Annotated in this window: 18 protein-coding genes; 17 read left to right on the top strand and 1 reads right to left on the bottom strand. The window is 43.1% G+C overall.

Features of this window, described 5'->3' with window-relative positions:
* Positions 1–71 precede the first annotated feature (71 nt).
* The 10 genes from MAHAU_RS10170 (at position 72) to MAHAU_RS10125 (ending at position 10,016) form a co-directional block, all read left to right on the top strand.
* The gene (locus tag MAHAU_RS10170; RefSeq protein ID WP_013781645.1) at positions 72–1,187 is read left to right on the top strand and encodes an aminopeptidase; all 1,116 of its coding nucleotides are present in this window, start codon (positions 72–74) and stop codon (positions 1,185–1,187) included.
* Positions 1,188–1,416: 229 nt separating this feature from the next.
* Positions 1,417–2,226: an aldo/keto reductase gene (locus MAHAU_RS10165; protein WP_013781644.1), complete on the top strand. Its 810-nt coding sequence runs from the start codon at positions 1,417–1,419 to the stop codon at positions 2,224–2,226.
* Between the two features lie 74 nt (positions 2,227–2,300).
* Complete coding sequence (locus MAHAU_RS10160; RefSeq protein ID WP_013781643.1) at positions 2,301–2,756, top strand: VOC family protein; 456 nt, start codon at positions 2,301–2,303, stop codon at positions 2,754–2,756.
* 309 nt (positions 2,757–3,065) lie between these two features.
* The gene (locus tag MAHAU_RS10155) at positions 3,066–4,424 is read left to right on the top strand and encodes an ABC transporter substrate-binding protein (RefSeq protein WP_013781642.1); all 1,359 of its coding nucleotides are present in this window, start codon (positions 3,066–3,068) and stop codon (positions 4,422–4,424) included.
* A gap of 70 nt (positions 4,425–4,494) precedes the next feature.
* Positions 4,495–5,409 (top strand): carbohydrate ABC transporter permease, encoded by a 915-nt coding sequence (locus tag MAHAU_RS10150; RefSeq protein ID WP_013781641.1) that lies wholly within the window; start codon positions 4,495–4,497, stop codon positions 5,407–5,409.
* Positions 5,406–6,263, top strand: a complete 858-nt coding sequence (locus MAHAU_RS10145; RefSeq protein ID WP_013781640.1) for a carbohydrate ABC transporter permease — start codon at positions 5,406–5,408, stop codon at positions 6,261–6,263. The genes MAHAU_RS10150 and MAHAU_RS10145 overlap by 4 nt, the downstream gene beginning before the upstream one ends.
* Before the next feature lie 14 nt (positions 6,264–6,277).
* The gene (locus tag MAHAU_RS10140) at positions 6,278–6,970 is read left to right on the top strand and encodes an aspartate/glutamate racemase family protein (RefSeq protein WP_013781639.1); all 693 of its coding nucleotides are present in this window, start codon (positions 6,278–6,280) and stop codon (positions 6,968–6,970) included.
* Positions 6,967–7,905, top strand: coding sequence for a class II fructose-bisphosphate aldolase (locus tag MAHAU_RS10135; protein ID WP_013781638.1), 939 nt, complete (start codon positions 6,967–6,969; stop codon positions 7,903–7,905). The genes MAHAU_RS10140 and MAHAU_RS10135 overlap by 4 nt, the downstream gene beginning before the upstream one ends.
* Complete coding sequence (locus tag MAHAU_RS10130; RefSeq protein WP_013781637.1) at positions 7,902–9,182, top strand: four-carbon acid sugar kinase family protein; 1,281 nt, start codon at positions 7,902–7,904, stop codon at positions 9,180–9,182. The genes MAHAU_RS10135 and MAHAU_RS10130 overlap by 4 nt, the downstream gene beginning before the upstream one ends.
* 21 nt (positions 9,183–9,203) lie before the next feature.
* Positions 9,204–10,016, top strand: a complete 813-nt coding sequence (locus tag MAHAU_RS10125; protein WP_013781636.1) for a DeoR/GlpR family DNA-binding transcription regulator — start codon at positions 9,204–9,206, stop codon at positions 10,014–10,016.
* A gap of 8 nt (positions 10,017–10,024) precedes the next feature.
* On the opposite strand, the gene MAHAU_RS10120 is transcribed toward MAHAU_RS10125, so the two are convergent.
* Complete coding sequence (locus MAHAU_RS10120; protein ID WP_013781635.1) at positions 10,025–12,169, bottom strand: glycoside hydrolase family 3 C-terminal domain-containing protein; 2,145 nt, start codon at positions 12,167–12,169, stop codon at positions 10,025–10,027.
* Positions 12,170–12,467: 298 nt separating this feature from the next.
* Here MAHAU_RS10120 and MAHAU_RS10115 point away from each other — a divergent pair, with 298 nt between their 5' ends.
* The 7 genes from MAHAU_RS10115 (at position 12,468) to MAHAU_RS10085 (ending at position 22,019) form a co-directional block, all read left to right on the top strand.
* Complete coding sequence (locus MAHAU_RS10115; protein ID WP_013781634.1) at positions 12,468–13,466, top strand: LacI family DNA-binding transcriptional regulator; 999 nt, start codon at positions 12,468–12,470, stop codon at positions 13,464–13,466.
* 23 nt (positions 13,467–13,489) lie between these two features.
* The gene (locus tag MAHAU_RS10110; RefSeq protein WP_013781633.1) at positions 13,490–14,365 is read left to right on the top strand and encodes a carbohydrate ABC transporter permease; all 876 of its coding nucleotides are present in this window, start codon (positions 13,490–13,492) and stop codon (positions 14,363–14,365) included.
* Positions 14,366–14,376: 11 nt separating this feature from the next.
* Positions 14,377–15,195 carry a carbohydrate ABC transporter permease gene (locus tag MAHAU_RS10105; RefSeq protein ID WP_013781632.1) on the top strand — a complete coding sequence of 273 codons (819 nt, stop codon included), beginning with the start codon at positions 14,377–14,379 and terminating at the stop codon, positions 15,193–15,195.
* A 63-nt stretch (positions 15,196–15,258) separates the two neighbouring features.
* Positions 15,259–16,569 carry an ABC transporter substrate-binding protein gene (locus tag MAHAU_RS10100; protein WP_013781631.1) on the top strand — a complete coding sequence of 437 codons (1,311 nt, stop codon included), beginning with the start codon at positions 15,259–15,261 and terminating at the stop codon, positions 16,567–16,569.
* Positions 16,570–16,661: 92 nt separating this feature from the next.
* Positions 16,662–17,876, top strand: a complete 1,215-nt coding sequence (locus MAHAU_RS10095) for an amidohydrolase family protein (protein ID WP_013781630.1) — start codon at positions 16,662–16,664, stop codon at positions 17,874–17,876.
* Positions 17,877–17,897: 21 nt separating this feature from the next.
* A complete protein-coding gene (gene xylB / locus MAHAU_RS10090; RefSeq protein ID WP_013781629.1) occupies positions 17,898–19,427 on the top strand; it encodes a xylulokinase in 1,530 nt (509 codons plus the stop codon).
* 51 nt (positions 19,428–19,478) lie between these two features.
* Positions 19,479–22,019, top strand: a complete 2,541-nt coding sequence (locus MAHAU_RS10085) for a glycoside hydrolase family 2 protein (RefSeq protein WP_013781628.1) — start codon at positions 19,479–19,481, stop codon at positions 22,017–22,019.
* Position 22,020 lies beyond the last annotated feature (1 nt).

Here is a 22,020-nt window from a genome sequence, read left to right as displayed (position 1 = left end):
CAAAAGCATCCAATAAAGAATTATAATACAAAGGTGCTCTGTTGAATGAGATTAATTAAGGAGATTTAGACATGATAGATTCAAGATTAAATAATTTGGCAAAGGTGTTGGTGCATTATTCAACCAATGTAAAAAAAGGTGATTTTGTGCTAGTGCAGGCCGGAGATATAGCCTTGCCTTGGATAATTGAAGTGGCGAAAGAGGCTGTATCTGTTGGGGCTCATGTGGAGACGCTTGTGGATATACCCGAAATGTCTGAACTGATGCTGAAAATTGCATCTGAGCAGCAGCTGCTGCAAGAGCGATTCATCCAAAGACAAGTGATAGAAAGGGCTGATGTGTGGCTCACCGCATGGGGCGATAAAAATACCCGCTGCAACGCTAATATAGATCCCGCAAGACTGCAAATCGCTGCTAGAGGACAAAGCACATGGCGCAAGATTTATTCTGAACGTATGGGCAACGGTACGTTGCGATGGTGTGGCACACAGTTTCCTACACAAGCCAATGCACAAGAAGCTGATATGAGCTTATGGGAGTATGAGGATTTCGTATACAGCGCAGGGTTATTGGATAAAGATGATCCTATAGCGGAATGGCAGCGAGTGCACAGAGAACAGGAACGATGGGTTAAATATCTGAATGATAAGAATGAAATACATATAATATCAAAAGGCACCGATATCATTGTTAATACGTCGAGCAGGAGATGGATAAATTGCGACGGTAAAGAGAACTTTCCTGATGGGGAAATATTTACATCTCCGGTGGAGAACGCCATAAACGGACATATAACCTTTAGCTTTCCCGGTATTTACATGGGTAAGGCCATAGAGGGAATATATCTGGAAATAAAGGACGGCAAGGTGGTAAAAGCCGCTGCTCAAAAGGGTGAGGGTTTGTTGAAGGCTTTGCTGGATACGGATGAAGGTGCAAGCTATTTCGGCGAAGTGGCCATAGGTACGAACTACGGGATTCAACGTTTTACTAGGAACATGCTATTCGATGAAAAAATAGGCGGTACTGTGCACATGGCCATAGGGGATTCAATGCCTGAGGCAGGCGGCAGGAATCGTTCAACTATACATTGGGACATGTTGTGCGATATGAGAAAGGGCGGCGAAATATATGCCGACGATCAGCTTTTTTATAAGGATGGCTATTTTATAGATGATGTGTTAAGGTAAAGCAAATTTGAGCGTAGCAACTGCTCAACCATATTGCTGTGCGAGCTATGTATTTCATAGATAATTTTGTATATAAGGTTTTGACGGTTATAAGAATTGGATGGGCATAATTCTTGCGTTATTGAGCTGGAAAGCCAGTAAAAGCGAAACAAAGCACTTGTTCTATCTAGGGTTTTGTGCTAAAATAAATATATAAATATACATAAATATTGCGTAAGGGGGACTAAAGATGAGGGATAGCATAAAGGAATGTACCGTATTGAATAACGGTGTGAATATGCCATGGCTTGGCTTAGGCGTATGGCAGATGACCGATGAAGAGGCCACGTCGTCCATAAAGATAGCTACAAAGATTGGTTACAGAAGTATAGATACAGCGGCTATCTATGGCAATGAAAGCGGTGTGGGTCGGGGAATAAAGGAATGTGGTATACCGAGGGAGGAGCTTTTCATAACCACAAAGCTGTGGAATGAAAACCAAGCGAATGGTTATGACGCAATAATGGACGGCTTTGAGCAAAGCCTAAGGAGATTACAGCTCGAATATGTGGACCTGTATCTGATACATTGGCCGGTTGGCGATAAATACATAGCTGCGTGGAGAGCTATGATCGATATCTATAAATCCGGTAGAGCTCGCGCTATCGGGGTCAGCAATTTTGATGTCAATCATTTGGAGGATATAATAAAAGACAGCGGCGTAGTTCCAGCTATCGACCAAGTGGAATATCATCCGCTTAACACGAGACCGGAACTATATGATTATTGCAAATCCAATAATATACAGCTCGAAGCCTACAGTCCTTTAATGCGAGGCAATGTCAATAACGTGCCGCTGTTGAAGGAATTAGCAGAAAAATACGGCAAGACGCCTGCCCAAATAGTTTTGAGATGGGACATTCAAAAAGATGTCGTTGCCATACCGAAGGCTACTCATGAGAAACATATAAAAGAGAATGCCGATATATTTGACTTTGAATTATCCCAAGAGGATATGGAAAGGATAAGCGGCTTAAATCAAAATAAACGGTTTTTATAATTAAATGTCAGCTTTGGGCAGGGTGCGGTAATGTGGCACTCTGCCCGATTCAATAAATTAAAAGGAGTTTTTGCATGGATAATGGGATTTTGGGAACGACTGCTGTCGCACAGATAGGGATTATTGTTAACAATATAGAACGATCAGCGAAGAAATTTGCAGATTTTTTTGGTATGGAAGTTCCAGAGATAACTATAACCGATACATACGACAAGACATTAGCGCAATATAAAGGCGAACCTACTAAGGCCCGTTCTAAACTGGCATTCTTGCATATGTCCAATAACATCGATATCGAACTCATAGAGCCGGACGATGAACCGTCGACATGGCGAGAATTCCTAGATGCTCATGGAGAGGGTATACACCATATAGCTTTTGTTATAAAAGATATGCAAGGCAAAGTCAATAAGCTTGCGGAGATCGGTATGCCGTTGGTACAGAAGGGAGAGTATACCGGGGGCCGTTACGCTTATATAGACAGCATTGCAGATCTGAAGGTTATGATTGAACTTCTTGAAAATGATTGATAAGCATCCAAAGGCCGGAATGAAATTTTCATTCCGGCCTTTTAACTTTTAAATAATTCATAATCACAAACATGATTGAATGATTATGTGGAGTTAAATTATAAAAATCGATGATATTCAAAGCAATACCTCGATAAACGAAGATTGATGAGTAATATTAGCATTTAACTAACCTTAATGGCCTTTATTCCTCCTTGAACATTTCTGAATCACGATTTATAATTAAGAAAACAACGCAATTCCACAATATAATGATAATACATATTAAATACTGTGGGATTATGCGTAATTCGTAAGGAGGAATTGTAGATGAAGAGATTTGGAAGACCTTTGGCCATATTGTTGGTGCTATTGCTGAGCCTTAGCATGGTTTTAGCAGGTTGTTCAAATTCTGAACAATCAGAGCAATCAACACCGCCTGCTGATCAAGGGCAGGATGATGGAGAACAGGCTGCTGCCGATATGCCTAAGGAGAAGGTTAAGCTTGATTTCTGGTCGTTTTGGGGTTCGGCGACGCGCCGTCCTATCATCGAGAAAATAGTAAGTGATTTTAACGGTTCTCAGGATGGGATTGAGGTAAAATATACGTTTGTACCATGGGGCGATATCTGGACAAAGAACTTGGCTGCTATAGCCGCCGGCAATCCGCCCGATGCGATAATAAACGATATCAATACCGTGGCGCATAGGGCCAATCAAAAGCAGAATACCAATCTAGCCCCGTATCTGTCCAAGGAAAGCGAGAATATCCAAGAACGCTTTTTCCCGCAGCTTTGGGAGGCAGTACTATTCAATGGTGAAGCTTACGGACTTCCATTCAACACCGACACACGGCTTCTTTTCTGGAATAAGGAACATTTTGCCGAGGTAGGCCTGGATCCAGAGAGTCCGCCACAAACATGGGCCCAATTGGAGGAATATGCCAAGAAACTGGATAAAGTGGAAAATGGCAAATATACGCGCATAGGCTTTTATCCTCTGTGGGGAGTAGGCGCCGATATATGGATGCTCAATAGCGATGGTAAAAACTTTATAGATAAAGATGGCAACGTTTATGTCAATACCCCTGAAAAGATTCAGGCGTTGGAGTGGATAGTCAATTGGAGAAATCGCCTGGGTGAAAAGACGGTGAACGCATTTCAGGCGGAATTCGGTAGCCAACAGGCTGATCCGTTTATATCAGGTAAGGTATCCATGATGGTTCAGAATATGAACTTCTACACTCAATTGAGGGATTATGGAAAAGACGTAAAGTATGGTGTGACTTTTGTGCCTGAACGCGAAGAAGGAAGCGGCCATTGGAGCTGGGGCGGAGGCTTTGCGGTTGAAATACCGTATGGCGCCAAGCATCCGGAGGAGTCGTATCAATTTATCAAATACCTTACCGATGTGGATGCTCAAAGTTACTGGGCAAAATGGGGACTGGATATGGTGGCCAATAAAAATGCGGCCAATGACCCGGAATTGCAGAGCATAGACGTATATAAAGTGGCAGTGGAGGCCATGGATAAAACCTTGATAACGCCTACACCTATTTTTGCTCCGGATTTCATCAGCCTATTGAACCCGCAAATTGATGCTGCTGTTTTAGGCAAGGCCAGCGTTCAAGACGCTTTGAATAAGGCGCAGAGCGATATCGAAAATCTGGTAAAGAGCAATAAAAAATAGTGTATATAAAAAAGGAAAAGTGGAGTGGTCGTCGCCGCTCCACTTTTTAATAAAGGAGGAGTGAGCTATATTGAATAGAAAAACGTCGAGCATAAGGCAGAGAGAAGAGATTCAGGGTTATATATTTATACTGCCCTGGCTTATAGGGTTTGTTGTTTTTGTGCTTGGGCCGCTGTTGTTTTCGCTGTACGGCAGTTTTACAAATTACAACGTTACGTCCCGCATGGATTTTATAGGGCTTGATAACTATAAAAGGATGTTCACCGGGGATCCGTTGTTTTGGACCTCGCTTTATAATACATTTTATTATGTGATATTTATGGTGCCGCTTACCACTGCGGGCTCTATATTGATGGCGGTCTTGCTGAATCAGCGAGTGCCGGGCACTAGGGTATATAGGACGATATACTACATGCCGTCAGTTTTATCCGGTGTGGCTGTATATATGCTGTGGATGCAGATTTTAAGTCCGGAAACGGGTTTGCTCAACACGCTTTTACGGTTGATAGGTATAGAGGGACCGGCTTGGCTCTTTGATCCTGCTTGGACAAAACCCGCTATTATAATTATGAAGTTGTGGAGCGTAGGAGGCGGCATGCTACTCTATCTTGCCAGTATGCAAGGCATACCTACGCAACTGTACGAATCGGCTGATTTGGATGGGGCTAATGCATGGCATAAGTTCCGGTATATCACATTGCCTATGATCACGCCGGTGATATTTTTCGACTTAGTGACCAGCCTTATAGGCGGGTTTCAAATATTCCAGGAGGGTTACGTCATGTCCCAAAGCGGTGACGGCGGGCCGATGAATTCGCTCTTGTTCTATAACCTCCATATGTGGAATAAAGCCTTCGAGGTGTTCGATATGGGCTATGCTATGGCCATGGCATGGATACTGTTTGTAATAGTTATGATATTGACGGTGTTGAACCTAAAATACTCTAAAAATTGGGTCTATTATGAAGGGGGCGACAATAGATGAAGGATAAATACTATGCCAGTCGTCATGCTCAGCAAGTCAGAAGCAGAATTATAGTCAGTGCGATACTACTGGCCGGAAGCATAATACTATTGATGCCATTGTGGTGGATGGTATCGACGTCATTGAAGTCTATGGACGAGATTATGCAGTATCCGCCGACTTTTTATCCGCATGAGGTGCATTGGGAGAATTATATAGAAGCGTGGCATACGGCCCCCTTTACGAGGTACACGCTTAACACTCTGCTTATATGCGCTTTTAGCGTGACGGGCAGCGTGTTGTCCAATTCTTTTGTCGGATACGGCTTTGCCAAAATTCATTTTAGGGGAAGGGAAACCTTTATGAGCGTGGTATTGGCCACTATGATAATACCCGGGTTTGTAACATTGATACCGCAATACGTTTTGTTTTCAAAGCTCGGATGGGTTAATACCTATTTACCCTTGATAGTACCGCCGTTTTTCGGCAGCGCCTTCTTTATATTCATGTTCCGCCAGTTTTATATGACCATACCCAACGAACTGGTGGAGGCTGCTAAGATCGATGGAGCCAATCATTTTTATATATGGTTCTGGCTTATGTTGCCCATGGTGAAACCGGTTCTGGCTACCGTTGCTATTTTCTCATTTAACGGAGCATGGAACGATCTTATAGGACCCTTGCTTTATTTGAACGATGAGATGAAGTATACGCTGCAGATAGGCCTGCAGAATTTTAGAGGATTGGTTCAGACGCAATGGCACTATCTGATGGCCGCCTCGACGCTGGTACTATTGCCGGTCCTTACTATATTTTTTGTGTTCCAACGCTATTTTATAGAAGGAATGAATTTAACGGCAGGTATGAAAGGTTAAGGAGTGATTTTTTGATGAGTAAGAAGCTGGCCATTATTCATACATCTTTTGCCACGGTGGAACCGTTGACTGCTTTGGCGAAAGATACAATAGAAGGCTGTGAAGTGGTTAATTTTATGGATGATTCCATATTGCCTCAATTGATGAGAAACGGCGGCGATCTGAGTGCGGTGGAGGGCCGCTGGCTACAGTACGTTGTTTTTGCGAAAGACGTGGGCGCAGCTTGCGTGCTCAACGCCTGCTCATCGGTAGGTGAGCTTACTGAAAAGGCTCGTCGTATGGTATCGATACCGGTGATCAGGATCGACGAGGCTATGGCTGAAAAAGCTGTCGGCATAGCCCGGCGCATAGGGGTAGCAGCCACGCTACCCACCACATTAAGACCAACTTTGGCATTATTGGAAAAGAAGTCGCGAGAGGCAGGCAAAGATATAGAATTGCAATCCGCTTTGGCTGAGGGTGCATATGAGCAGCTTGTAGCAGGGCATAAAGATATGCATGATGCCATATTAACAAAGACTTTGAAAGAGTTGGCTGATAAAGTCGATATAGTGGTTTTAGCGCAGGCGTCTATGGCACGCGTTATACCGTCGTTATCCGAGGGAATTCAGGATAAATTTTTATCCAGCCCCGTATTGGCTATGCAACGAGTTAAAGCTGTACTTGATATTCAAAGCCTAAAGACGGAGGAGGAAAATTATAATTGAGTAAGAGGATGAATTTGTCAAATGTTTTTACGTTGAAAGAAATATTGAAATATACTTCGCTGAACGGCTATGCGGTGGGAGCATTTTCCGCAAGATATACGCCCATGATCCGCTCCATTTTAAGAGCGGGACAAAAGTGTGTCTCGCCTGTGATAGTTCAGATATCGCAAAAGGAGATAAATAAATATCAAGTGGCCGTCGATAAATTCGCAAGGGAATTTTATGCTGCTATAATGGAAGAAGGCATCGACGTACCCGTAACATTGCACTTGGATCATACCAAGGATTTTGCTATTATAGAAAAAGCTATTAATGCAGATTTTACGTCGGTTATGATAGATGCATCGGATAAACCGTTGGAAGAGAATATCGCCATAACGCGCGAAGTCGTAAAATATGCTCATGACAGAGGCGTATCTGTCGAAGCCGAGCTGGGCAAGATATCCACTACCGACTTCATTGAAACTGATAGCAATGGGCAGCTATACACCGACCCGCGAGAGGCTAAAATTTTTATAGAAGAAACCGGAGCGGATGCACTGGCTGTATCGGTAGGTACCGCTCACGGCCCTTATGAGGGCAAGCGGCCGAATATAGACTACCAAAGGTTACAAGCCATAAAGGCGGCAGTCGATGTGCCGCTGGTATTGCATGGCGCATCGGGTGTGCCGGCTGATATGGTCATGAGGGCTATACATCTCGATGGCGGAGGGGTATCCAAGGTCAATATAGCCACTGACTTAGAAGCGGCATTATTGGAGAGCTTAGGGTATGAGGCATCGGTCACTGATGCGCAGTTGTCGGCATTGGATAATGAGATATTAAACAAGGCCGCTGAGGCGGTAGAGGAAACAGTGAGGCAGAAGATAGAACGGTTTTTAGGCAGTCAAGGCCATGCCGCGGATTTTAATCATATACAGGGTGATCGGAAATGATCGGTGTAGTAGCCGATGATATAACAGGTGCAAATGATATAGGGATAATGTTTGCCAAAAGCGACTATCTGGTGTACGTGTACCGCTACGATGCTTTTCGTATATCAGATATAAAAAGGTTCCCCGATGTCATTATATTGAATACAGATTCCCGCCTCGATGATGCTGATGTGGCTTATCAAAAGGTCTTCTATGCCACTGAGATGCTTAGAAGTATTAACTGTGTTCATTTTTTCAAAAAAACGTGTTCGGTATTCCGCGGTAACGTAGGAGCGGAATTCGATGCTATGTTGGATGCGCTCAGCATGGATTTTGGCATAATAGTTCTCGGATTTCCCAAAAACGGTAGAATAACCAAGGATGGGATTCATTATGTCCATGGTAAACGCCTCGAGGAGTCGGAATTCAGAAATGATCCTGTACATCCTATGCTGAAATCTAATATAATAGATATACTGCAGGAGCAAACAAGAAGAAATGTTGGCCTTATAAACTACAGGCAGATAGCTGAAGGCTCAGAGAAGTTGAAAAAGGTTATCGACGATATGAGGTCGAGGTATAATTATTTGATATTCGATGTATTGAGCCAACGCGATCTACGCGTCATAGCCGAGGCGACCAGCGATGAGGTCATGTTCGGGGGCAGTTCGGCATTGGCGGAAGAGCTGCCGGCTTTCTGGGGCCCAGGATGTGCAGACATTGCATTGCCTGAGGTGCAGCGTAAAGAGGGGTTGGGCATACTGTGCGTGGCCGGTAGCCTTATGCCGCAGACTGCCAGACAGGTGAGGTATTTTTGCAATGAAGGTGCGGTTTGTTTTGAGTTGAATACTTTGAGGCTGTTTGATGATGCGGAAAGGCGAGATGAGGTTCAGCGATTGACATTAGCCGTAAGTGACAGGATAATTAGCGGACGCGATGCTGTCATTTATTCGGATAACGATGAAAATAAGGTGGCTCGTACTAAAGCAATGGGCATTAGCAAAGGGCTATCATCGACTGAGGTATCGCGACTGGTATCGGAGACAATAGCCGAAATAACATCGGGCGTTATAAATCGTTCCGGTCAGAACAGAATACTTGTCGCTGGGGGTGAAACCTCGGCGGCGGTTTGCGATAAATTAGGAATAAACGGCCTTATTATACTGGACGAGATACAGCCGGGATTGCCCTCATGTATGTCCATATCACGGCAGCCAATGCTCCTTATACTTAAGTCCGGCAGTTTTGGCAGCGATGATTTTTTTGTAAACGCTGTTGAATATCTGAAGAATCGATAAAATTTGAGAGGATGATTATAGATGCTGGTGGATGAAAGGCGTAAAAAAATAAAGGAGATACTATTGCAGGATAAAAGCGTCAAGGTGTCCGAATTGGTCCGTTATTTCAACGTATCCGAAGAAACCATACGCCGCGATTTGAACGAATTGGAAAAAGAAGGGCTCATAAAAAAGAATTACGGAGGGGCTGTGCTGGTTGAGGAATTGCAAAATGCCATCATGGCCATACCGCCGGTACAGCAACGGAAGTTTGAATTTTCCAACGAAAAAGATGCCATAGGGCGTGCCGCCGCCGGCTTAATCGCTGATAAAAATACCGTTATATTGGATGCCGGTTCTACCACATGGTCTGTAAGCAGACATCTGAACGATAGACAGGGCATAACCGTAGTGACCAATAGCGTGGACATAGCTCAAGAATTCGGTAAAGATGACGGGGCGGAGGTCATAGTGATAGGCGGCAAACTTATAAAAAAGTCTATGAGCCTGGTAGGACCTCAGGCTGAAGCGGAGCTGCGCAATTATAATGCTGATATCGTTTTTGTAGGGGTGTCGGGGATATCTCTGAGCAAGGGGTTTACTAGTTCAGATATATATGAGGCTGAGGTCAAGCGTGCCATGGTATCGGCCGGCCGTAAGAGAGTGGTGGTGGCAGATCATAGCAAGTTTGATAGACAAGGCTTAATAGCATTTGCGGACTTTAAGGATATCGACGTGCTGGTCACCAGCGATTTAGCCGATAAAGACGTGCTGAGAGCCATAAAGGAACGCGGTGTGGAAGTTATTGTTTCTAGCGTTATGGAAGAGGCTATGAACCTTCCCATAACGCATTGATAGCAATATTATACGATTTCAAACGTGCTTGTGAGCACGTCGTTGCCTGTTAACGATTTGCTGCGTTCATCGGGTTGATGCCCCCCGACTGCAATTATAAATTGTCCGGGTTCCAATATGCGTTTGCCGTCATAGTCGAACAAGGACATGTGCTGTGGCTCTACGGTGAAGCTGACGGTTTGCTTTTGCCCCGGCTCGAGAGTTATGCACTGTATACCGCATAGTTGGCGCATTGGTACTTCAACCGATGCTTCTACATCGCTTATATAAAGTTGTACTACTTCGCGCCCTGCTAATTTGCCTGTATTTTCTACATCTACATTTATGTCTAGATTATTGCCTGCAGGCAACCGCATGGCGCTTAGCCTCAGGTTACTGTACTTGAAGCTCGTATAACTGAGTCCATAACCAAAGGGATATAGAGGTTCTTTTTCAAAATACCGGTACGTTCTTCCTTTCATATTGTAATCGGTAAACGGCGGAAGGTCATCCAGCGACCGCACAAAGGTTATAGGCAATCTCCCTGCCGGGTTGTAATCGCCGAACAGAACATCGGCTATCGCCGTACCGCCTTCTTCTCCAGGGTACCAGGCTTCGATTATAGCCGGTACATGCTCATGTGCCCAATTGATAGCTATTGCGCTGCCGTTCAATAGGACTAGTACTATTGGTTTACCGGTACCATATATCGTTTCCAGCAATTGCTCTTGCATGCCGGGAAGATCGATGTGCAGCCTGTCACCACCGCCGTCGGAGTCGGCGACGTCGCCTTCTTCGCCTTCTATTCTGGGCGATAAGCCAAGACACATAATGACGATATCAGCCATTTCGGCGATGTTTACTGCTTCATCAAAGCCATCAACAGAGTTGCCTGTAACCTCGCATCCCTTAGCATATAACACCTTTGTATCAGGCGATACCTTATTCTTTATACCCTCCAATGGCGTTACATATTTCGATGGGGTTCCGAAATAATTTGCTAACAGTACATCAAGGTCATCGGCATTGGGCCCTATTACAGCGATGGTTTTTAGCTTTTTGGATAACGGCAAAATATTTTCATCGTTCTTTAGCAAAACTATAGACTGCCTGGCAGTTTCCAAAGCCAATTCCCTATGCTCCGGTGAATCGTTGACGTCGTATGGTATGTGTGCATATCGGACCATTTCCGGCGGATCGAACATGCCCAATCGCATGCGCGCTGTGAACAGCTTGATGACAGCCTGATCGATGGTTTCTTCAGATATGAGTCCTTGCTCAACGGCCTGGCACAGATACTCATATGTTTTACCGCAGTTTAGCTCACAGCCGTTGTTCACTGCCAATGCGGCGGATTCGGCGGCGGTCTTTGTGACCTTATGGTGCATATGTATATCGTCGATGGCACCGCAATCAGATACAACATATCCATCAAAACCCCACTCATCCCGCAGTATGTCTTTAAGCAAGGTTTTGCTGGCACAGCACGGTTCGCCGTTAGTCCTATTATATGCCCCCATGATTGAGACGGCTTTGCCTTCCTTTACGCATTCCTCAAATGCCGGCAGATAGGTTTCTCTCAGGTCTTTTTGACTAACCCTGGCGTCAAAAGAATGGCGCTGGCTTTCGGGGCCGCTATGTACGGCGTAATGTTTCGGCGTAGCCACTACCTTAAGATATTTTGGATCGTCGCCCTGCAAGCCCTTTACAAATGCCACCCCCATGCGGCTGGTCAAATATGGGTCCTCACCGTAAGTTTCGTGGCCTCTGCCCCATCGCGGATCGCGGAATATGTTTATATTGGGGCTCCAGAAAGTCAGCCCTTTATATATACCCCTGTCACCGTTTCGTACAGCCTCGTGATGCTTGGCTCTGGCTTCATCGGATATAGCCTCGGCCACTTTATGTATTAATTCGGGATTAAAAGTAGCGGCCATTGCTATAGCCTGAGGGAATACCGTAGCTATACCGGCTCTGGCCACGCCGTGCAAACACTCGTTCCACCAGTTATACGCCGGTATATCCAATCTGGGTATAGCCGGTGCGTCATATATCATTTGAGATATTTTTTCGGGCAGCGTCATTCTGGATACGAGATCCTTTGCTCGGTCCTCGAATGATAAAGAAACGTCTTTATAGGCGGGTAATTTTTCTTCGTGGTTCATGTGGTTCATAATGATGTTCCTCCTGATGGTATTGTTTATACCATTATAACATCACTGGAGGGAAAGTTATAGTAAGAAAATATAGAAAAGAAACGGGGAAATGGATATACCCGTCTTTAGGCTTTAACACCATAATTTTTTGGGAGAAACTAACATACAAAATTCAGGAAATCGGCACAAATATGCACTTTTTTGTTCTAAAAACACAAGTTCAAATTAATTGTTGACAATGAATATAGGGAATGCTATTATATTAACAGAATGGGAACGTTCCCAAATATATGCGATAGAAAGAGGGTTTCTTTATATGCCTAATATAAAAGATATCGCCAAAGCAGCGAATACCTCTAAGAGCACGGTATCGAGGTATTTGAATGGTTATACGGTAAAGCCTGCTACTGCAAAAGCTATTGCTAAGGCTATAGAGGAACTTGGGTATCATCCCAACGCCAATGCCAAAGGGCTGGTTCTGAATAAAACAAATGTAATAGGAATAGTTTTGGACAATATAACCAATAATTTTTATGCCGGCATGCTTGCCGGAATTGAGAGCATAACGCGCAAATTTAATTACAGCTGCGTATACTACAGCTGTATGTCCAGTCAAAAGAAAGAAAATGAGTTTTTAAATTTAATATATGAAGGACGGGTAGATGGCCTTATACTGGGAACGTTCTCAGTACGAGATATCGAAGATGTAAAAGAGCTGAGCGAGTTAAAAGATTCGATTGTAATAATAGGAGACAATGCTGATAATAAGGATATAACTTCCATAGATATAGATAATGAAGAAGGCATAGCGGAGATGGTATGCTATCTTTACTCGCTTGGACATAAGAGAATTGCTTATTTAAGCGGCCCTAAAGATATTAATGCTGCAATTGCCAGAGAGAAAGGGTATATTCAAGGCTTGAGGAAATGTGGTATTTTATATGATCCGAACCTTGTTATAAAATCGGATTGGACATTTGAAGGGGGATACAATGCGGTTAAGGAGGCGCTTGGAAAGATAGATTTTACAGCTATTGTAGGTTCAAATGACTACTCTGCTTATGGAGCTTTGAGATCCATACAGGATGCAGGGTTGAATGTGCCGGGAGATGTATCTGTAACGGGCTTCGATGATATAGATATTGCGGCTTTTTCTCAGCCTCCCATGACTACGATAAGGCAACCCTTTTTTGATGTCGGAAGAAGAGCTGCAATGGAGCTTTTGGATAAAATAGATAACAAAGCTCAGTGTTATTCCAGGATAATATTAAAGCCGACTATGATAAAACGAGAATCTTGCAGAGCTATTATATAACCGATAAGTAAGGAGAGTAAATCATGTATAATAAAAAGAGAGCATTGTATGGAATATCATTTATAGCCCCGTTTTTTATAGTGTTTGCAATATTTAATTTATATCCTATATTGTATTCGCTTTATCTTAGTTTCACAGATTGGGATGGCATGAATTTACCGTCTTTTATAGGATTAAGAAATTACTCAAGGCTTATAACAGACACGTATTTCTATACTTCTATATTCAATACGCTGTTTATATGGATTTGTTCCATTATTCCACAAATAAGCCTAGCTCTTTTCCTGGCCATAATTTTAAATCAAAAGGCCATTAAAGGTAGGGATTTCTTCAGAGCAGTATATTTCTTTCCTAACATAGTTACGCCCGTGACTATAGGTGTCATATTCAGTTTGTTATTTGATTGGCAGACGGGTACGGTAAATAAGATGCTACTGGCCTTAGGTATTATCGACGGAAATATAAATTGGATGTATTCCCCTTTTTTCTCAAGGCTTATAATAGGCCTGGCAATATGCTGGCAATGGTTCGGCTATAATATGCTCATGTTTATGGCCGGCCTCCAATCGATCTCTCAAGAGATCTACGAAGCCGCATATATAGACGGGGCAAATCAAAGACAGATAGCGTTTAAGATAACTTTACCTTTAATAAAGCCGGTTATAATATTCGTGCTTATTACTTCGATAATCGGCGGATTACAGATTTTTGATGTGCCGGCTATGTTCAGGAATGCGCCTCAAGACCTTATAAGAACTATGGTTATGTATCTTTACGAAACAGGGTTTACGAGATATCATTTTGGTTACGCGTCGGCTATAGCGTACGCTATATTTATCATTATAGCTGTATTTTCGCTTATATCGCTTAAAATAACCAACGCCAATAAAGAAAGTTGAGGAAACATATAATGAAAAAGTTTGCGAATGTAATTTTATATGTATTTCTTATTATAATAATGCTGCTGTGTCTTATACCTTTTTATAGCATGCTTATATCCTCTACACATGACAATACATCCATAACAACCAAGTTGTTGGTTTTACCGAGCAATAATTTTCTCGATAATTATGCTAGGCTTACACAAACGATAAATGTGTGGAGAGGATTTTTGAACAGCGCTATTATAGCTATTTCGTCGACGACCCTTACGCTTTATTTCTCCGCGCTGGTGGCGTACGGATTTTCTAAGTTCCAATTTTATGGACGGGATTCGCTGTTTGCTTTTGTGGTAGCCACCATGATGATACCGGGCCAGCTCGGCATCATAGGGTTTTACAAGCTGATGAACGATATAGGGTTGATTAATTCTTATATTCCTCTGATAATACCGTCTATAGCTAATGCGTTTGGCATATTTTTTATGAAACAAATGTGCGATACCGCTGTACCTAACGAAATCATAGAGGCCTCATATGTCGATGGATGCGGAGAGTTAAAGCTGTTCAACAGTATAGTGTTGCCTATGCTGCTCCCGGCTTTGGCAGCTTTGGGAATCCTATCGTTTATAGGAGCATGGAACAGTTTCCTTATGCCGTTGATAATATTAATAGATAATTCACTGCAGCCTCTGCCCGTAATGATAGCCAGCGTTCGCACGCAATTTACGGCAGATTACGGGGCTCAGTATGTAGGCATACTTATATCGGTTATGCCTATAATAATTATTTTCAGCATTTCCTCGCGATGGATAATGAACAGCGTATCCATAGGTGCTGTAAAGGGCTGATTTCAGAAAGCCATTTTTATGGTTTTTGAAATAAATATAATATTTTAAGGAGGACGTCTTAAGATGACGAAAAAAATCACTCTGGCTTTGGCGATCTTTGTTCTTATTGCATCGCTTTTAACGGGATGCAAAAGCGCAAACGAACCACAGCAAAGCAACCAGGCGGGCGATCAAACAAACGACCAAACCGGCGGCTCTAAAAAACTAAGCGGTGAAATCGTTATGTGGACCTACTTTGATCAGGTCAAGTGGCAAGCTGAGAGCTTTATGAGCAAAAATCCTAATATAAAAGTCAATGTGCAGGTGTTTCCCGGCGATCAGTACGAAAATAAGATCCGTATGGTGTTGCAGTCGGGTCAGAATGCACCGGATGTGTTTGATCTTGAGGAAGCATATGTTGGCAAATTTATCGATAATCCCGCTTTAGCTGATCTTTCGGCAATGGGTGCGGACAAGCTTTTGGAAGATTATGCTCCGTATTTAGTGGCTCTTGGTAAGGACAAAAGTGGTAAGATAAAGGCTGTTACGGATAACGGCTCACCGGGCGGTTTCTGGTATAATCGTAAGTCCGCTAAGGAATATCTCGGTACTGATGATCCCGATAAATTATCGGAGATGTTTTCAAGCTGGGATAGCATAATAAAGTTGAGCCAGGATGTAGTACAAAAAAGCGGCAGTAAAGTTCACCTGTTAGCGCATTTCAGCGACGCTATAAAGATAGAAGCGCTGTCTAAAAAGCCGTTCATAGAGGATGGTAAGCTCACCATAGATCCTGCCTGGAACGACGTATTAGATGTGATGAGGGAAATAAGGAGCAAAAACCTTGATGCCAAACTTGATCCATGGTCTCCGGCATGGGGTGCAGCTATAAATGACGGCAGCGTCATAGCATGGGCCATGCCTTCCTGGTCCGGCTTTTTCATAGACAACAAAGACGGCAAAGCTAACGGGACAGTTGGCATAGCCAAGGCACCCAAGCCATACTTTGAAGGTGCGACGATGAGGGCTATATATGATAAATCTCCCAATAAAGATCTGGCATTTGAATTCATAAAGTATTTTACAACAGATGAGTATCAGGTGGAGAATCTTAAGAAAACTGGCAATATGCCTGCCAAGCTCAGCGTTTATAAAAACAATATGGAAACATATAAGGATCCTTTGTTTGGAGATCAGAATATATTGAAGACATATTATGATATAATAAGCCAGGTACCGGCACATCCGGCTGACCGCTATTACAGGGATTCCATTAATTTGTTTGGATCAGCGGCTTCTGAGGGCATAACCAAAGGCCAAACCAATGAGCAAATTTTCGATGCCTTCAGAGGGAAAATTAAGAATGCCTATCCGGAAATAGAATTAGACAAGTAAGCGGATTGTATGATAAGATATTTTGTAGATTCAAAAGGGACAGGCGGTATGCTTGTTCCTTTTGAATAATTTAGAGCATTTTGGGAGCTATTATGGAGGAAATTCGTGATTATATAAGAAACTTAAGTATAATAGACGGCCATGAACATCTATTGTATCCCACTATAAGAAAACGAGAAAATACAGACTTTTTTGGCCTATTGCATTATTTCGAGTCCGATATGGTGTCGTCCGGTTTGAATGTATTGCTTAGCGATAATGCGATGCCTAAGAGGGAAAAGTACGATATTTTTCTGCGATATTTTGAGAATACGTCGAACACAACTTATGCCAAATTAATACCATTATTTGCAAAAGAACTATACGGCATAGATAAAATAGATAGAAATACCCTCCCTGAATTGGATAGAATGGTTGAAGAACGTTCACAGCATGACGGCTGGTATAAAGAAGTGCTTGTGGAAAGAGCCAACATCGAACAGGCTATTGTTGTAGATGACGGAAGCTTTGATTCCCCCGATTTTCTTAAACCGATGGTGTATTTAGATTTTTTAATGAGGGCCGATCATATAAAACTGGTTAATCGGAAGCGTGTCGAGCAGGGCAAGAAAGAATACGCATTTTCCGATTATGTCGAGTATGTGGATGATTATTGTCAGAAATGCATAGATCATGGGATTGTGGCGGCGAAATTCGGTATACCATACTGGCGTGATCTAAACTTGCACGATTATATTTTTGAGGAAGCTAAAAGGGAGTTCGACATTTGCTCTGACCGCATGTTTAATTTTGAGAACTATATATTTAATCGGATAATAAATATAATGGAGCGGCATGATATCCCTGTACAGATTCATACTGGGCATGTGGAACCTTCTGCTTGCGTGGGGCCTTACAGCGTTACAAACGGCAGGGTTTCTGACCTTATTCCTGTGCTTTTTGCACATAAGGATGCTGCCTTTGTGCTTTTGCACGGTGGATTTCCTTATCAGGAAGAGTATTTATCCATGGTAAAGAATATACCGAATGCGATAGCGGATTTTTCCTGGATTTATATAATAAGCCCGTATAAAGCCGCGAGAATGCTATCAGATGCAATAGAGATGATACCTAGAAATAAGATAATAGGTTTCGGCGGTGATTTTATGCATGTGGAAAATACATTTGCTCATGCTATCGTGGCAAGAGAAACGGTATCGCGTGTACTGGAAGAAAAAATTAAAGACGGTTATTTCGATATAGGTGAAGCCAAGAGATTCGCAGATATGATATTCAGAGAAAATCCTAAACGAATATATCGTATATGATTTGGAGAGTGGATACTTAAAATGGATACCATATTAAGTATAGATTTGGGTACTTCTGCGCTGAAACTGATATTGGTCGACAGCTACGGCAAATTGATGGGGAGCGTCACGGAAAGTTATAATATCCAGATACCGCAGCCGGAATGGGCGGAACAAAAACCGGGCGATTGGATAGGGGCCTTGATAAAGGGAGTTAAACGTCTGAAACAAGAATCGCCAGATGCCATGCATGATGTGGCAGGTATAGGCATAACAGGCCAAATGCATGGTTTGGTGTCATTGGATAAAAATGGCGTGCCAGTATATAATGCCATAATATGGGCTGATAAACGTTGTGAAGAAGAAGTCGGAGAGCTGGAAGCTAATTTCAGCTTGGACACCTGGATGAATATGACCGGTAACCGTCCTAATGTGAGTTTTACATTGCCTAAAATCTTGTGGTTGCGGCATCACATGTCGAATATTTTTAATCGAGTCAGTCACTTTTTGTTGCCCAAAGACTATGTTCGTTTTTGGCTCACGGGCAATTATGCGACTGATCCAACGGATGCATCGGCTACGTTAATGTTCGATATAGTTAATAAATGCTGGGCAGATGATGTACTGACGGCATTTGATATTGAGCGTGCGATGCTGCCGGATATACTCGGATCGTCTGATATCGCAGGTGTTTTGTCACATGAGGCAGCCGGACTTCTTGATATAAAGCCAGGAATACCTATTATATGCGGCTTGGGCGATGCCGAGGCACAAGCTGTGGGCAATTGTGTGGTTGATGACGATTCGTGGCTGTGTATTATCGGTACAGGAGGGCAGATTTTTACTCCTGTGGATCGCGTGATAGTGGATAAAAAAGCGCGTGTCCATACATTGTGCCATGGCGTACCAGATAAATGGCATATAATGGGGGCGACTTTGTCGGCGGGTGCGTCATTGCAGTGGTTAGCCGAACATATATTTCAGGTGTGCGGATATAAAGCTTATGATGAATTGGTAAATACGGTGGATTTGACTTCTTGCGGTTCTGATGGATTGATCTTCCTGCCTTATTTATTCGGAGAGCGTACCCCTATTATGGATCCCAAAGCCAAGGGGGCCTTTATAGGCTTTGATTTTCATCATACAAAAAGCCATATGGTAAGTGCAGTGCTGGAAGGCGTACTGTTTTCCTTGTACGAGTCCATAAATATACTTGCGGATCTTAAAGGTAGATATCCCGAGGCCATCACTATAACGGGCGGAGCCGCACAGAGTATGGTTTGGCGGCAAATGGCGGCTAATATATTCGGTATGCCGATAATTAGGCATATCGATCTCGCAGGTTCTACTTACGGAGCGGCTATACTGACGGCCGTCGCATTGGGCATGTATCCGTCGATAAAGGCTTGCGCGGAGGCATGGATTAAGCCCGGAGATGTAACTCATCCGAATATGGTGCTTCATGACAATTATTTGGCTTATTTTGATGTGTATAAAGGGCTCTATAGTAGCTTAAAGGACTCTTTCGATAAACTGGATACATTATGCAAGGATGGCGCTCATAAGTCTTAATGGGATGCAATAGGGGATGTTTTGAATATATGATAATAGGAGGTTGTTGACATGAGCAAAAACATTTTACTAAACGGTGATCAATGGAAGGTTACGGGATTTTGGAAGAATCAGTGGCGACAGATAAGATCTATGGAGACCGGCATTAAGATAAAAGGCTGTGTACCTACGGTAGAAGCGAGTGTACCTGGAGCCGTGCAAATTGATCTTATAAAGGCTGGATTACTAAGAGACCCCAACTATGGCTTGGACAGCCACCTCGATGAATGGGTTAACAATAGAGAATGGTTTATGGACAGGGAATTCGTCATTTCGCCGGAGAAGCAGAGTGAAAAGTATATTTTGTGCTTTGACGGATTGGATTATCATGGCGAGATATATTTGAATGGCATATTGCTCGGGAAGTTCTCCGGCATGTTTATCCCACATGAATTTGATATAACGGCTATCGTGAAAAAAGATGAAGTCAACTTTTTAAGGGTTGTATTTTATATTACCCCTGAAGTGGACGGCCAGATAGGATATTCTAACAGGATAAAAATATTGAAATCTCGCTTTAACTATCAGTGGGACTGGTGTCCTCGCATAATTCCAATAGGTATATGGGAGGATGTTTACATAAAGGTATACAATTATGCCCGTATAATGGATTTTTTCCCTAAAACATCGGTAGACGATGCTTTAAAAAAAGGCGTGGTAGATGCGCGCGTAGAGCTTGATGTAGATGTTTCGGGGGTATATGCATTTAACTATAGGGTCTTATTTGATGGGGAATTGATATGCGAAAAAGAATTTCATAATAGTTTATTAACTGCAAAAGGACAAGAAGTGGTACATCGAATAGAACTGGACGATATAAAACCATGGTGGCCTAATAACTTCGGGCAGCAGCCGCTTTACGATATCGAGCTTACTATCCGCAATGAAGGGGGTATCATATGTGATGATGCCTCAAAAGGGGTGGGCTTCCGACGCGTGGAGTTTGTGCGCAATCCGGGTTCACCGGAAGGCGCTCTGCCATATACGCTTTTGCTCAACGGGAAGCGCATATTTTTGCGAGGTGTTGACTGGGTGCCTATCTCGCCATTTTATGGAGCTGTAAGCGAAGAAGATTATAAAAATTATTTGCGACGCTTTAAGGACATGAACTGCAATATACTGAGGGTATGGGGTGGAGCCGTCCTCGAAAAGGAGGCCTTTTATAATATTTGCGACGAAATGGGCATAATGGTATGGCAGGAATTTCCACAATCGTCCAGCGGGCTCAATAATACGCCTCCGGATGATCCGGATTTTCTGGAGAAATTAAAAGAGGCAGCCGCTACTTTTATAAGACGCAGAAGGCATCATGCCAGCCATATAATATGGTGCGGCGGGAACGAGCTCATGTGGGAGAACAATGTACCTGTAAATGATAATCACTTAAACATAAAGATGCTTAAAGAATTGGTAAACAAGATGGATCCCGGCAAATGCTTTTTGCCCACCAGCCCATCGGGGCCGACTTTTGCAGCTAGCGAGGAAAATTTCGGCAAGAATATGCATCATGATGTACATGGCCCATGGGAGTACATGGGGGAACCAGCTCATTATCGTTTCTTTAACCGAGATGATTCGCTTTTCCGTTCGGAAACCGGCTGTCCTGCTGTTTCACGGTTGGATTCATTAGAAAAGTACAAAGGTGAATACGAATTGTGGCCGCCCGACGAAACCAATGTATTATGGATGCATCGCGGTGCATGGTGGATACAAATAAAACAGTTAACCGAGCTTTTCGGAGAATGGAGGAAGGAAGAATTCCCAAGGTATGTAGAGGCCAGCCGCTATATACAAGCCGAGGCATTGAGGTATGCGGTTGAAGCCACCAGGCGAAGGGAGCCTGTTTCCTCTGGTTTTATCATCTGGATGGGCAATGAACCCTATCCAAACAATGCCAATACGTCGATAATAGAATATGACGGCACGCCGAAGCCGGCATACTATTGGATAAAAAATGCCTACTCGGGATTTCATGTGTCATTGAAATACGATAGAATCTGTTGTGTGTCCGGCGAGGTATTCAATGGGTATATTTATGTAACATGTGACGGCGATGAAGCGAAAGATCTCAAAGTAAGCGCGCAGATAACGGACATACATGGCAATGTGCTCTTCACGATGGATTTGGATAAAAAAGGGGACGGGCCGGTTATACCTATAGATGAGATTACTTGGAAGATACAAGGTTGTGAAGGCAATATATTCTTTGTAAAAGTAAAATTATCGGATAATGAATATGGTATAATGGACGAGAACACATATATTTTTACCGTCGATAGCGAGCATCCGTTTAAGGCGATAAGGGATATGTTGCCGGCGAATGTCACAGCGGTTAAGGCGGATATTGACCAAAATGTTTGGGTTTTAAGGAATGACTCGCCGGTAGCTGCGATAGGCGTATTTCTATATGGAGAAAATCCGTCGGATTTCGTGCGGTTTTCGTCAAATTACTTCGTTCTGATGCCTGGCCAAGAACGGGAAATAACGGTTACAACCGATGAATGTACTCAAAATGACCCTAAATTCAAAATAAGATGGATTAATGCGGAGTAAA

The sequence above is a fragment of the Mahella australiensis 50-1 BON genome, assembly GCF_000213255.1.
Lineage (GTDB): Bacteria > Bacillota > Clostridia > Mahellales > Mahellaceae > Mahella > Mahella australiensis.
This window is presented reverse-complemented; position numbering and strand designations above follow the sequence as displayed.